We start from the raw sequence: 12,702 nt of genomic DNA, 5'->3' as shown, positions 1-12,702 counted from the left end.
TGGATATTATCGTGAAAAATAAAGCCCTTTATGGAATAGAGATAGAGTTGGAAGGTAAGTGCAAAAGGAGTTGAGGTCCATGTTTCGCAATGTAGCAGAATTAGTGGAACTGGCGGAATCACAAGGGAAACCCATTTCTCAAATCATGATTGAGGCAGAAATGAACTTTTCTGAGCGATCTCGTGAGTCTATTATGGAAGAGATGTATCGCAATCTGGATGTGATGGAAAAAGCGGTGCAACGGGGATTGACCGAGGACATTCGTTCATATAGTGGTTTGACTGGTGGAGATGCTAAAAGGCTGCAACAATATATGAAAGAAAAGCCGTTTTTATCTGGCAAGACGCTGCTTAACGCGGTAAGCATGTCTGTGGCTGTTAATGAAGTAAATGCAGCGATGGGGACGATTGTTGCCACACCAACAGCAGGTGCCTGTGGGATTGTTCCTGGAACCTTGTTTGCTGTATCAGAAAAACTAAATCCAACACGCGAGCAAATGGTGAATTACCTTTTTACAGCGGGAGCGATTGGATATTGCATTGCTAACAATGCTTTCATCTCAGGAGCAGCCGGTGGGTGTCAAGCGGAGGTAGGCTCTGCTACAGCGATGGCAGCGGCAGCGATTGTTGAAATGGCTGGAGGTACACCAGAGGAATCAGCACAAGCGGTAGCTATCGCTTTGAAGAATATGCTTGGCTTAGTATGCGATCCGGTGGCAGGATTGGTTGAGGTTCCTTGTGTGAAGCGTAATGCAATGGGGGCCGCTATCGCAACCGTAGCTGCCGATATGGCAATGGCGGGCATTAAGAGTGTGATCCCTACTGATGAGGTAATTTTAGCGATGTATCGTATCGGATGTAGCATGCCAAATACCCTGAAGGAAACGGCACAAGGCGGGTTGGCGGATACGAAGACAGGCCGTGCAATTGAGGCGAAAATCTTTGGTGTGCCGGTGAAACAGCATGATTGATTTATTAGCTGGTCCTGTTAGCAATCTCTATGGCATTGGAGCCGAGCGGGCTAAAGATTTAGAGGCACTTGGCATATACAGCATCAAGGATTTAGTAGAGTATTTTCCATCGCGTTATGAGGATTATCGTATTCGCGATCTAACTGAAGTGAAGCATGAGGAGAGGGTTACTCTTGTAGGCACAGTCTACGGCGAGCCCTCTGTTCGCTTTTTTGGCAAAAAGAAATCGCGGATCAGCGTCAAGCTTGTCATGGATCGTGTAGTTGTTACGGCTGTTTGGTTTAACCAAATGTATGTTAAAACACAGCTATCTACTGGTAAAGAGATCGTAGTTACAGGTAAATGGGACAAGCATAAACTGCAAATTACCGTGAGTGAAATGACACAAAAGGATTCACCGCGGGCCAAGAAACGTAATGATCTCGTCCCGGTTTATCCGTTAAGTGCGGGAGTTAATCTTTTATTTTTACGCAAAACGATTCAGCATGCCCTTGAAAAATACGGCAAGCTAATTCCTGAGATTCTGCCTCCGGAACTAGTAGAACGTTATCGTTTATTGCCGCGTCATGAAGCAATTGAGCTGATCCATTTTCCAGGCAATGCACAAGAAGGTCATCAAGCGCGCCGCCGTATTATGTTTGAGGAGCTTTTTTTATTTCAAGTAAAAATGCAGGCATTTCGACGGATAACACGTCAGCAAACAGAGGGGATTGCCCAAGCCATTCCGCTGGAGCTGGTGCGAGAATTCGTACGTTCCCTACCGTTTCCGTTAACAGGAGCTCAAAAGCGTGTGGTAAAAGAGGTGCTTGATGATATGCAGGCTCCCTATGCAATGAATCGTTTATTGCAAGGGGATGTAGGCTCCGGTAAAACAGTGGTAGCAGCTATTGCTTTGTATGCTACAGTAAAAGCCGGTTTTCAAGGGGCTTTGATGGTGCCCACCGAAATTTTGGCTGAGCAGCATTTGCACTCATTAACAGGCTTATTGGAGCCATTGGGACTACGGATTGCGCTGTTATCAGGCTCTGTTACAGGCAAAAAACGACGTGAGTTGCTTGAAACTCTGCAATCAGGAAGCTTGGATGTAGTAGTTGGTACGCATGCACTTATTCAGGACGATGTATTTTTCTCTAAGCTGGGACTGGTGATAACAGACGAGCAGCATCGTTTTGGGGTCGAACAACGTCGTGTGCTTCGCAACAAGGGGCTTTGTCCAGATGTCTTATTCATGACAGCTACACCGATTCCACGTACGTTGGCAATCACGGCTTTTGGCGATATGGATGTCTCTGTAATTGATGAGATGCCGGCTGGACGTAAACCAGTAGAGACCTCATGGGCTAAGCACGAGCAGTTTCATCAAGTGCTAGAACGCATGCGAGCAGAATTATCACAAGGTCGCCAAGCGTATGTAATCTGTCCTTTAATCGAAGAATCCGACAAGCTGGACGTTCAAAATGCGATTGATGTACATGCGCAATTAAGCATGTATTTCCAGGAGTATCAGGTAGGCTTGATGCATGGGCGTTTGCCATCGAAAGAGAAGGATGAGGTCATGCAATCGTTTGCTCGTGCAAAGACTCAAATTCTTGTTTCTACAACCGTAGTAGAGGTTGGGGTAAACGTGCCGAATGCAACCTTTATGGTCATCTATGATGCTGAGCGGTTTGGTCTTGCTCAGTTGCATCAGTTGCGTGGACGTGTCGGTCGTGGGGCTGATCAATCATATTGTGTACTCATTGCCGATCCAAAATCAGAGGTTGGAAAAGAACGGATGCGTGTCATGTGCGAAACCAATGACGGTTTTGAACTGTCTCAACGCGATTTGGAGCTACGTGGTCCAGGTGATTTCTTTGGTACTAAGCAAAGCGGGGTTCCTGACTTTAAGGTAGCAGATTTACTAAGCGACTATAAAGCGTTAGAGGTAGCTCGTCAGGAAGCAGCGGTTATGGTCAATAAGGATGAGTTCTGGACAGAGCCTGCGTATGAATATTTACGCTCCTATTTGCGAGAGCAGGGAATTCTGGAGGGTACCGTTTTAGATTAGACTAGTATAAATGGCTATGCTTGCTCTGTTTGATATGGATGCAAATGATTTTGATTTTTTTACTTTGCTAGGATGATAAAAAGATTTCAAATAAGAATACACGTTTGTTTAGGACGATGTAAGAAGCCCCCTCACTCTTCTTAATGTTAGAAGGGTGAGGGGGCTTTCATTTGGAAAACGGCGGAAATACGGATCGTTTTTGATGTACGTATGTTCAAGGAACACATTCTTGTTTAGAAAAACTAGTGTGGTAATAGGTGGTCAAGGCACGTTCTAGTCGATGGAATCTAATAAAATAACGTCACCATTTATTCCTAGCACTCCATAGTGGCAATCTAGCTTTCCACACAATACATAATGGGTTCTTTCTGGATGCAACACATACGTGGGCGTCAGAGTAAGATGCTGTTTAAGCCGTTCGAAGGCAAGTTCTTTGTCAATGGTGACGGGCTCAGCTTGCGCTAGATTTCCATGTACCTCTTTCCAAAAGAGCTGATTATCAAAATACGAGACGATTTGCAGTTGTTTCGGGTCTAAGAATATTGTGATTTTAGGTGAGATCAATTTAGTGGGACTAGAAACAGGTCGGAGTACAGCCTGAATGTAGCTGTTTTGCCGATATAGATGGGTTAGCTTCCACTGTCCTGACTCTGTTGGGTACATAGAACGCAAAAAGTCGGAGATTGCATGAATAGCCTGCTGCTGCTTCTCCCGTGTAATAGGTAGCATATCTGGGTGTGGTTCATTAGCAAATGCTTGCTTGGCAGACACCTCCGGCTGATTCTGAAATAGGAAAGGATTTTGTTCCTCATACGTTAGCGTTAATGGTGTGACCCAATGAAAAACATGGTCAATCTTCAAGCAAAAACGATTATCTATCATAAATTCAAAAGGATAAGTTGCTGATAAATCATTGGCTATATAAATTTCCTCAAGTGCATAAGCCAAAATCCATTTGTTTTGCTCTGTTGAAGGAAATTCGATTAAGCTAACCTGTTCCTTTGCGATCTGTATGACATCTGTATCTAGGGCCAATGCATAAGGCTCCTCTTTTATCATTTCTTTTGTAGGAAACACGCCACCTACTGTAAACGAAAGAAGCTGTCCTTTATCATTATGCTCTACTGTTATCATTCCACCTGGAGCAAGAGGAATACCATTATGGCAGGCTTTAAAATGATGGATGGTGGAGGACTGTGTCCGATCGCTTAGAATGAACTGCTCTTCATGGCGTAGGCCTGTTTCTGCTTCTATCCACTCTATTATTTCGGAATGGGTTGAAAAGCGTGTAGAGCTTGTAGAAAAAGTTTTTCCATCGACAAAAATAACACTTTTATAGCGTTTGGAGCTAATATCATATTCAATTACGGCCGTACCGGGTGGATTTACATCATCCTCCGTACGTTCTGTTACTCCGTTTACAAACCATTCCATGTTCAATTGATAGGTTGTGCCACGAATCAAATCCACGGTTGTCGATAAACGGCTCGTATGTAAGTGATACGTTTGAAGGCCAAATTTTTCACTTGTAGCCGTAATAATCTCCTGTATGCGCTTGTCCACTCTTAATCACCTCTATAGTAAGTACGTTATTTTGCTTGGAAGGTTTCACGGGAAACGTATACCGATCAACCTCGGCTCGAATTTTTTCTAGGCAAAAGCTAACCTGATTCTGCTGATCTGGTTTAATCCATTTACATGTAGCAGCATCTCCAATTGTTCCGTTTATTTTCTCATGCTGAAGTGCTTCATTCCTGTATAAAATTACCTCCGGGTTCATAGTATAAATAGGAACAAGTGTTTGGTATACTATTCGACAGGAATGTATGTTCGATAGGGGGTGTTCGAGGTGAACAAGAAGCGGGTGATTTTTCTAATTGACATGCAAAGCTTTTACGCAAGCGTTGAGAAAGCGGCTAATCCAGAACTGCGTGATCAACCTGTCGTGGTGGCTGGTGATCCGAAGAGACGGAGCGGTGTGGTACTAGCTGCTTGTTCGTTAGCAAAAGCATATGGTGTGACTACAGCAGAGCCCTTGTGGAAAGCCGAACAAAAGTGCCGCCAGCTTGTGGTAGTACGCCCCCGCATGCAGCGTTATTTAGAGGTAGCGGGGCACATTACGGCTATTTTTGAGTCCTTTACCGATTTAGTGGAGCCTTTCTCGATTGACGAACAGTTCCTTGATATTACGGGGAGCCTGCGATTATTTGGGAATGATCCAGAAGCGATTGCGACTAGGATTAGACAGCGTGTTCTCATGGAGACAGGAGTAGTCTGCCGAGTAGGAATTGGCGAAAATAAGGTGCTGGCTAAAATGGCTTGCGATATGGCTAAAAAGCAGGAAGGAGGGATTTTTTGGCTAAAAAAAGAGGAGCTGGCTGAAACGCTGTGGCAGTTACCCATCGACAAGCTGTTTGGTGTGGGCTCACGGATGAAGCGGCATCTTCATCGGATGGGAATGTATAAAATTGGTCAGTTAGCAGAAGCATCGCTTGATGTCATGATGAAACGTTTTGGAGTAAATGGAGAGGTGCTGTGGCGGACTGCACATGGCATTGATGAGTCACCTGTATCGGTTCAGGCGCATGATGTTCAGAAGGGGATCGGTCATCATATGACATTGCCACGTGACTATCATACAGCGGAAGAGATTAAGGTGGTTTTGTTGGAGTTATGTGAAGAAGTGTGTAGAAGGGCTAGAAGCAAGCAACTAATGGGCTGGGTCGTAGCTGTAGGATGCAGAGGGGCGGATTTTGACGTACCAACAGGTTTTTCTCGACAGATGAAAATGCTGGAGCCAACCAATGATGTGATGACGATTTATGCCGTTGTCTTAGAATTGTTTGAGCGTCATTGGGAGCAGTCTCCAGTACGTAGCGTGGGCGTTCAGATTGGCCAATTGACCCCGGATGATGTTTGTCAGCTTAGTTTATTTGAAGACAAAATGAAAAAGCGTTCTCTTGCCTACACCATGGATGGAATTCGATCTCGCTTTGGCAATGATGCGATTATGCGCGCAGTATCGATACTCTCGGCTGGTCAAGTGAAGGAGAGGGCACACAAGATTGGAGGACATTATAAATGAGCCAGTCAACCGTGCCACCCGAGTGGCAGGAGCACGTGCGTGAATCTATTTTATTTGGCTTGTTATTTAAAGTAGCGATGGTGGATCAGCAGACTTTGCGACAGATTCCATTGTCTCTGTCCTATATCCATTTATTAGAGCATCTGTCACGTTGGGCAGAGCGTAGACATCATGATCTGCGCAGAGCCCTACTAGACAGAGGATGCGAGGTGATTGGCGCACAGACCAAAGAAGGCTTATATCGCGTACAGGTTCGGTTGAACGGCTATGTACACGAATTCCTCTATTCCCCCGAATTATTGCGGGCAGAATGTCAGGAGCGCGTCCAACAATGGCTGACGGGAGAGACGCAACAAGGTGATGCAGGAAACGGTCGCTAGTGAATGATACCAGCGTTGTATGCACTACCCATCTGGCGTGCATGATTCTACTCGCAACGGTTACATTTTTACGTTCTCAGCGTGCTTGGCTAGCTCTCTTTTCATGCGTTTTCCACGTGTCATTAAGAAGAATAAATAAACGAGCAAATAGGTCACCATGGCTAAAGCAGAGATGCGATACATGATTGCATAATTGGCACTAGCTGCTACTACGCCGAGCAACATAGAACCGATGGCAACTCCTAAGTCAATCGAGTTGAGAAAGGCAGCATTAGCCATTCCTCGCTTATCTGGACTTACTTCCTTAATGATCCACGCTTGCATGGAAGGCTGGAGAGTTCCATAACCGAGTCCATACAACACAGCCGAACCAATTAGACCGATCATACCAGTCGTAAAGGAAAGAGAAAGCAGACCAGCGATTACCAATAAAGCACCTGGAATCAAAACAGCTACATGCCCTTTTTGGTCAAAAATCTTGCCAGAAAGCGGACGAATACACAGAATCGCTAGTGCATTAAACAAAAAGAAGTTACCTACATTGTCAATTTGCATTTCTTTTCCAAATAAGGCCAAAAAGCTCAGTAATCCGCCATAGGTAACTGATAGCAACAGATTTAACAGGCAAGGAAGCAAGACGTTTTTATCCAAAAAGGAAGAGCTACTATTGGATGACATGGTTTTGTACGTGGATTGCATAGTGAACGTCTTAGGGTCCGTTTGTCTAATAGACTCAGCATTTTCCGTTGCTATTGATTGTTGCTTGGGTAAAACGAGGTACAGCAAAGGGAAGATCAATAAAATCAATAGGGTAGAAGAGGCAGTTAATGTACCAAAGCCATACGTTGCTAATACCCATAATCCAATCATTGGTGCGATAGACATAGCTAGGCTGGTAGATAAACCGAAGTAACCCATGCCTTCTCCTATACGGCGAATGGGAATGACATGAGAAACCATTGTGGGAAAGGTGGTACTAGACATCCCAAAGCCAATCCCGTAACAAACGCGCATAACAAGCAAGACAGCAATAGTTCCGCACCAATAATAGCCGGCTGTAGAGAGAGCAGCAATTGCTAAGCCCGTGAATAATAGGAAAGTGATCTTTCCCCGCTTTAACAACTCACCTGCGAATAGCCGTGTCACAATAGCAGACAAGGCAAAAAGACTTGTTACTAGACTAATCGTAAAATCATTAGCATAGAAGGTTTCTTTCACATAGGCCGGAAAAGCGGGAAGGATCATTTGTAAATTAAGAAATAACAGCAGATTACAAATTGTTAACAATATAAATTGTTTAGACCAAAGTTTCTCTTGTTCTCCTATCAAAACGTACCACTCCTAAGACTCTATCTGTTTTTGAGCATTCTCACTCATTTGTTGTAAAAGCTGTTTCATAAACGCTAGATCAGCATCCGAGATGTTCTGGAGTGCTTCCTGAATCGTTTGTTGCTCGATGGGGAGTGTCTGTTTGACCATTTCTTTGCCAGCATCGGTTAAGAAAAGCAAAAAAGCGCGGCGATCATTTTCAGACGTTTTTTTGTGAATCAAGCCTTTTTTATACAGTGCATCTAAAATCCGGGTTGTTGATGGTTGATCTTTAGATGTACGGTGTGCTAGTTCTTTTTGATTGATCCCGTCTTGTTTATCCAATTGATACAGAAGGGAAAATTGCTCCGTCGTAATGTCAAAATCCTTTAAGCGTGAAGAGAGCAGATAAACGATTTTGCGGTAGGTCTGCCCTAGCATAAAGCCGATAGAGTCCTCCGAAACAATTTGTTTGGTCAAAGGGGCTCCTCCTTTCTTCAAAAATACTTGCTACAACAATTATATGTAAGACAACTATTCTTGTAAATATCTGTACTTTTTGTATAAGTAAAAAATGGAAAAAGAAAGCAGTGACGATCATGAAAAATAAGCCTGTTTCCAAGAAGGAAAATCTTTTTGCGACTAGCCGATTTATTTTGCCAGAGCATCGGGAGCTATATCTGCGAATGAAAGCAGAGCAAGAGAGATACTGTCCGCCTAATCTAGATGAAGAGGATCGTGCCAGTATTAGCGCCACATTATTTCAAGGCTTACAACAAAAGCGTTTGCTGACATTGCGTTATTACGATGATACGGGGGAGAAATGCATGATCGGGCATGCTCTGCATGTTGATCCTGTATCACAACGACTTAAGCTGCAGACAAAGCACGGGGTGTCCTGGATTAGCTGCCAGACGATTCTGGCGGCTGAAGTGGAGGATAGCTGGTAAAAGTTTGTAGGGGTTTGGAAAATAATTTGAGGAAAAAAATAAAATAAACCTAAGTAAATATCATGGAAATAGAGAGAAAATGAGTAGTAACGCAAAAAATCATGATTGGCCAAGATTGAACGATCTATTTTACGTTTCTAATTGAATTTATGGATTTTTCGCTGGAATTTTGCGTGAAAATGCATTTTGCGTTGGAAAGCGTTTTGGCTGTATTGTATGTAACGTGAGATTTTTACGAAAACACGTGAGCACAAAAGGGGATTATAAATGTTAGCACAAGAGATGGGCATGGTTTTAACCAAGCACGCGGAAGTAATGGATGCGAAGCGTTGGGCGAATCTGATTGAACAGATGGAAAAGAAGGGCTTGTACGTCGTGATCGAGACTGATACCAACTGCCGCATGCTCAGTCCACTAGGTGGATTGATGCCGATGCCTTCAAAGAATCAACAGCTGACGGTTTTGACAAAAGAAGAATTGCTAGCAAAAGGCTTAGATATTGGCCACCATATTGTTAAAAAGCAAGTAGATGTCGCTAGCGGATCATAGGTCAAACGAAAAAGAAAATAATCATAAACTAAACTTATTAAAATGAAACAAATTACACATGAATGCAACTGCTACATGGCTCTCTTTCATTGGGAAAGAGAGCTTTTTATTTACTTTCTTTCTTTCATTCTTCCTTCCATAGTTCTTATTTCAAAAGTCAATCATTTGGGTCATAGAGTGATTGAATTATGATTAACCCGTTAATTATAAAAAAGGAACTGAATCTAAACTATAGTTAGATAAATTGGAAGAAATGTAAAAATTAATTATTTTGGCAGGAATAAGAGTGGTAAAGATTGAAGTTGAGTTTCTAAAATCCTTTAAAGGAGGAATACTGGTTGAAAAAAATATTTTGTTTGGTGTTGCCCCTATTGTTATTTGTTTTATCTGGATGTCAAGGAAATCAAACGGTGGAAGAAAGTAAAAACATGCTAAATATTGGGGTTGTAGGATCTAAGCCATCGGTTAACGAAGAGAATGTCCAATTTATAGAACTAACATTGGATAGATTAATAAAGGAACAGAATATAACGTTAGACGCTTTGTTTATTATGCCTGATATGTTACAAGAAGCTTCCAAAAAGCCTTATAAGCCAATCTATAAAACTGGGAAATATTCCATTTATTTTGTAGATAGCGCAAGCTCATACCTTCCTTTTACCGAAGACGATATGACCTATGAAAGTGCACCGAAAATAAAAGATGGAATGTATATCATGGGAATTTTAAAAGGAACAAATAAGGAGGTCATCAAAATCAAAGGCTACGGATTGAAAGATGATAAAAAAACGGATAAAAATATAAAAGAAGTATATAGTACGGTATTTTTAGATATTGCAGCTGAATAGGCAGTTAGATGAACAAAACGAGAAGGAAGCGGTCACTTAAGTAGAGTAAGTATACCGCATCCCAACAAATCTGAGTAATGATGAAGATAAAGCATCCAAATCAACAAGAAAACCACGCTACTGTTGCTGGCAATAGGAAGTTATATCAAGGAAATGAAGCTTATTTGTACTAAAAATATAAGTTGAAAATAAGTAAAGGTTTTTAAAATATGTAAAATGCATAATAAAGTAAAAAATTCTTGCTGAGTAAAATAGTCATATTTTCATTCGTACATAAAGTAAATGGTAGCTAATAAAATTTCTAGATTACTATCAGGAATAAAGCTTAAATTCTCATTTCCGCAGTTCTTCCGTGAATCAAGGTTCTTGGAGAAAACATGTAAGAAGCTAATCCCACTCCCTCGACAGCTGTTTTTGCAATTGACTAAGCAGGCGCTTCGTTTCGGGAGTAAGAGAAGGTCTCTTCAGAGCTGACCTTTGTTTTTGCTGATATACCATCATACTCCATTCTTGTTCCTGTGCTAGCCAGATTCGGCGCTTGATCTGCTCCCAGCGGCGGGAAGCCAATGAGATGGGGACCCGAAAAGCTAGAGCTAGCTGGTGTAACCAATCCCGTTCGTATTTAGGCATGGGTAAGGTTTGAAGCAAATAAAAAGGGATAGCTGCATACAACTGAAAGTGTCCGGCTTGCATTTCCTGTAAGTCGCGTAAAGCAGGTGGCAATGACAACTGATTGCCAGAATGGCGCAACGGGTGACATAATTCATGAAAAAATTCGGCTCGCCGATCTACCTCTGAGAGATGCTGCTGTAAAAAAATCAGAAAGTCTCCACTATTCTCGCACCATCTTACGTGGGATGGTAATCTTGTAAAAGCAATTTCTCCTCCAAATAGCTCTGCAATCTCTTCCAGGTGTAATTCCTCAGGAGCTAGAAATCCATGTCGTTGATACCTAGCTGTAATCCATTCCTCTAAGGGTGTCATTTGATATAATTCGAGATTCATGAAAACCTCCTCCCTCTAAATTATACCCTAAAAATAGGAATATTTGTTCGGATTCTAAGGAATATCCTGCTAAATTTTATATGATGGTCGTATATAAGAAAAAAAAGGATAATTGCAAGCGTACGGGACGCGTCCAATTATCCTTTTTCTTTTGTACGGGGAGAAAAGCTATGCCTTGGCTCCGGCAACTACTTTAAATTCTTTCCCATTTAAGATTTCTTTACGCAATCGCAGCATTTTTTGATCCAAGCTATTTGCTGCCTCAGCGGCCTCAGTCAATTCATGTAAGACATAAGGCGGCACCTGCTTGTCGTACTTATAGTACAAAATATGCTCAAGGCTCGCCCAGAAATCCATAGCTAAGGTCCGTAGTTGAATTTCTGCATTTACCCATTGTGTTCCTTCATTTAGAACGAGAGGGACCTGAACGATGAGATGCAGGCTTTGATAGCCATTTGGCTTTGGAGAGGCTATGTAATCCTTAATCTCAACAAGGCGCAAATCCTCTCGCTGTTTAAAATGATCTGCAATGCGATAAATGTCTTCAACAAAGGCACAAACGATTCGAACACCAGCTACATCAAACAGCTTGTCTCGCACGCTTTCTAAAGTCTTTGGCAAACGTTTACGCTCTAGCTTTTTCATGATACTAGCCGGTTCTTTTAAACGCGTTTTAATATGTTCAATAGGGGAATATCCATCTTGCAGCTTCCATTCTGTATTCACGATCATGATCTTCGTTTCCAATTCGCGTAAAGCAAATTGATAATGAAAGGCCATGTTTTTCCAGACATCCATATTTTCTAGCATAGGTACGCTCCTTGTATTTCTGTGACTTGTATGCAAGCCTAAATCCAATTCATAGGCACGGTGAGCAAAATTCATTTATTGTACGTGATGATTGTACCTGATGGTTGTGGGAGAAATGTGTAAGCGGCGAAAAAGGACGTTGCTGATTGAAACAGCAACGTCAGATCAGGGAAATATGACATCATTTCAAACAAACAGGCGCTCGTCTTTTTGCAATCAACAGTCTAGACCATTTAACCAATATTTTTACCAAGAAACAATAACAGCTTCATGTATGATCAATGTAAAATGGAGTATTAAGCCGAAGTAGTTTGACGCTGAAAGCCTTTAAAACGTGTTCCTTGATAAGAAACGATACCATGGTCTCCCTCAGCTAGCAGTCCGTATTGAGATCCAGACAATTGAAATTCTTTGCGTTCACCACTCACTAATTCAAAGGTTACATAATATGAAGTGTGGGAAGCATGATTTCCAGAACCGCCAGACACTTGAACCCGCTTTGAAACAATGTGAGCTTGTTTATTTTCGACGGGAGAATGATTATTAGTTGTCCAGGTAAATAGAGCACGACCAATTACAAAAATAAAGCCACCAATTACAATCACAGGAATCACGTTAGCCATAAAAGAGAACGTAAAATCAAACATGGGTGAACCAAGCTCAAGTGGATTAGAAAAAAACAAAATGGAATCCTCCTAATTACAAAAATAGGGAATATTCACTTGTATTATAGCATAAGTAGCAGCGGTT

General features: G+C 42.1%; 13 protein-coding genes. 7 read left to right on the top strand and 6 right to left on the bottom strand.

What is annotated here, in order from left to right:
* The first annotated feature begins 79 nt into the window (after positions 1-79).
* Together sdaAA and recG are read left to right on the top strand one after the other, a co-directional pair.
* On the top strand, positions 80-970 hold the full coding sequence (gene sdaAA, locus BRLA_RS16385) for an L-serine ammonia-lyase, iron-sulfur-dependent, subunit alpha (RefSeq protein WP_003336806.1): 891 nt from the start codon (positions 80-82) through the stop codon (positions 968-970).
* Positions 963-3,017: an ATP-dependent DNA helicase RecG gene (recG, locus tag BRLA_RS16380; protein WP_003336809.1), complete on the top strand. Its 2,055-nt coding sequence runs from the start codon at positions 963-965 to the stop codon at positions 3,015-3,017. The genes sdaAA and recG overlap by 8 nt, the downstream gene beginning before the upstream one ends.
* 273 nt (positions 3,018-3,290) lie before the next feature.
* Here recG and BRLA_RS16375 read toward each other — a convergent pair whose 3' ends face one another.
* Complete coding sequence (locus BRLA_RS16375; protein ID WP_003336810.1) at positions 3,291-4,580, bottom strand: hypothetical protein; 1,290 nt, start codon at positions 4,578-4,580, stop codon at positions 3,291-3,293.
* A 286-nt stretch (positions 4,581-4,866) separates the two neighbouring features.
* Here BRLA_RS16375 and dinB point away from each other — a divergent pair, with 286 nt between their 5' ends.
* Positions 4,867-6,102: a DNA polymerase IV gene (dinB, locus tag BRLA_RS16370; RefSeq protein ID WP_003336811.1), complete on the top strand. Its 1,236-nt coding sequence runs from the start codon at positions 4,867-4,869 to the stop codon at positions 6,100-6,102.
* Entirely contained in the window at positions 6,099-6,482 is a 384-nt protein-coding gene (locus BRLA_RS16365; RefSeq protein ID WP_003336812.1) for a YhjD family protein, read from the top strand. The genes dinB and BRLA_RS16365 overlap by 4 nt, the downstream gene beginning before the upstream one ends.
* Positions 6,483-6,542: 60 nt before the next feature.
* Here BRLA_RS16365 and BRLA_RS16360 read toward each other — a convergent pair whose 3' ends face one another.
* Positions 6,543-7,811: an MFS transporter gene (locus BRLA_RS16360; protein ID WP_003336813.1), complete on the bottom strand. Its 1,269-nt coding sequence runs from the start codon at positions 7,809-7,811 to the stop codon at positions 6,543-6,545.
* 12 nt (positions 7,812-7,823) lie between these two features.
* Entirely contained in the window at positions 7,824-8,270 is a 447-nt protein-coding gene (locus BRLA_RS16355; RefSeq protein ID WP_003336814.1) for a MarR family winged helix-turn-helix transcriptional regulator, read from the bottom strand.
* Positions 8,271-8,389: 119 nt separating this feature from the next.
* On the opposite strand from BRLA_RS16355, the gene BRLA_RS16350 reads away from it, so the two are divergent.
* From BRLA_RS16350 to BRLA_RS16340, 3 genes are all read left to right on the top strand, one after another.
* Complete coding sequence (locus tag BRLA_RS16350) at positions 8,390-8,740, top strand: YolD-like family protein (RefSeq protein WP_003336815.1); 351 nt, start codon at positions 8,390-8,392, stop codon at positions 8,738-8,740.
* A gap of 267 nt (positions 8,741-9,007) precedes the next feature.
* Positions 9,008-9,289 (top strand): hypothetical protein, encoded by a 282-nt coding sequence (locus BRLA_RS16345; RefSeq protein WP_003336817.1) that lies wholly within the window; start codon positions 9,008-9,010, stop codon positions 9,287-9,289.
* A 338-nt stretch (positions 9,290-9,627) separates the two neighbouring features.
* On the top strand, positions 9,628-10,137 hold the full coding sequence (locus BRLA_RS16340; protein ID WP_003336818.1) for a hypothetical protein: 510 nt from the start codon (positions 9,628-9,630) through the stop codon (positions 10,135-10,137).
* Between the two features lie 387 nt (positions 10,138-10,524).
* Here BRLA_RS16340 and BRLA_RS16335 read toward each other — a convergent pair whose 3' ends face one another.
* From BRLA_RS16335 to BRLA_RS16325, 3 genes are all read right to left on the bottom strand, one after another.
* Positions 10,525-11,142, bottom strand: coding sequence for an ImmA/IrrE family metallo-endopeptidase (locus tag BRLA_RS16335; RefSeq protein WP_003336819.1), 618 nt, complete (start codon positions 11,140-11,142; stop codon positions 10,525-10,527).
* 168 nt (positions 11,143-11,310) lie between these two features.
* Complete coding sequence (locus tag BRLA_RS16330; protein ID WP_003336820.1) at positions 11,311-11,952, bottom strand: GTP pyrophosphokinase; 642 nt, start codon at positions 11,950-11,952, stop codon at positions 11,311-11,313.
* Positions 11,953-12,248: 296 nt separating this feature from the next.
* On the bottom strand, positions 12,249-12,635 hold the full coding sequence (locus tag BRLA_RS16325; protein ID WP_003336821.1) for a DUF2500 domain-containing protein: 387 nt from the start codon (positions 12,633-12,635) through the stop codon (positions 12,249-12,251).
* Positions 12,636-12,702 lie beyond the last annotated feature (67 nt).

Origin of the sequence: Brevibacillus laterosporus LMG 15441 (assembly GCF_000219535.2) — a bacterium.
Classification (GTDB): domain Bacteria; phylum Bacillota; class Bacilli; order Brevibacillales; family Brevibacillaceae; genus Brevibacillus_B; species Brevibacillus_B halotolerans.
The sequence above is the reverse complement of the archived record's forward strand: the minus strand, read 5'-3'. Positions and strand labels throughout refer to the sequence as shown.

Excerpts from the sequence above, each read along its gene's own strand:
- sdaAA (WP_003336806.1), top strand. The coding sequence starts at position 80 with ATGTTTCGCAATGTAGCAGAATTAGTGGAACTGGCGGAATCACAAGGG.
- recG (WP_003336809.1), top strand. The coding sequence starts at position 963 with ATGATTGATTTATTAGCTGGTCCTGTTAGCAATCTCTATGGCATTGGA.
- BRLA_RS16365 (WP_003336812.1), top strand. The coding sequence starts at position 6,099 with ATGAGCCAGTCAACCGTGCCACCCGAGTGGCAGGAGCACGTGCGTGAA.
- BRLA_RS16350 (WP_003336815.1), top strand. The coding sequence starts at position 8,390 with ATGAAAAATAAGCCTGTTTCCAAGAAGGAAAATCTTTTTGCGACTAGC.
- BRLA_RS16345 (WP_003336817.1), top strand. The coding sequence starts at position 9,008 with ATGTTAGCACAAGAGATGGGCATGGTTTTAACCAAGCACGCGGAAGTA.
- BRLA_RS16335 (WP_003336819.1), bottom strand. The coding sequence starts at position 11,142 with ATGAATCTCGAATTATATCAAATGACACCCTTAGAGGAATGGATTACA.
- BRLA_RS16330 (WP_003336820.1), bottom strand. The coding sequence starts at position 11,952 with ATGCTAGAAAATATGGATGTCTGGAAAAACATGGCCTTTCATTATCAA.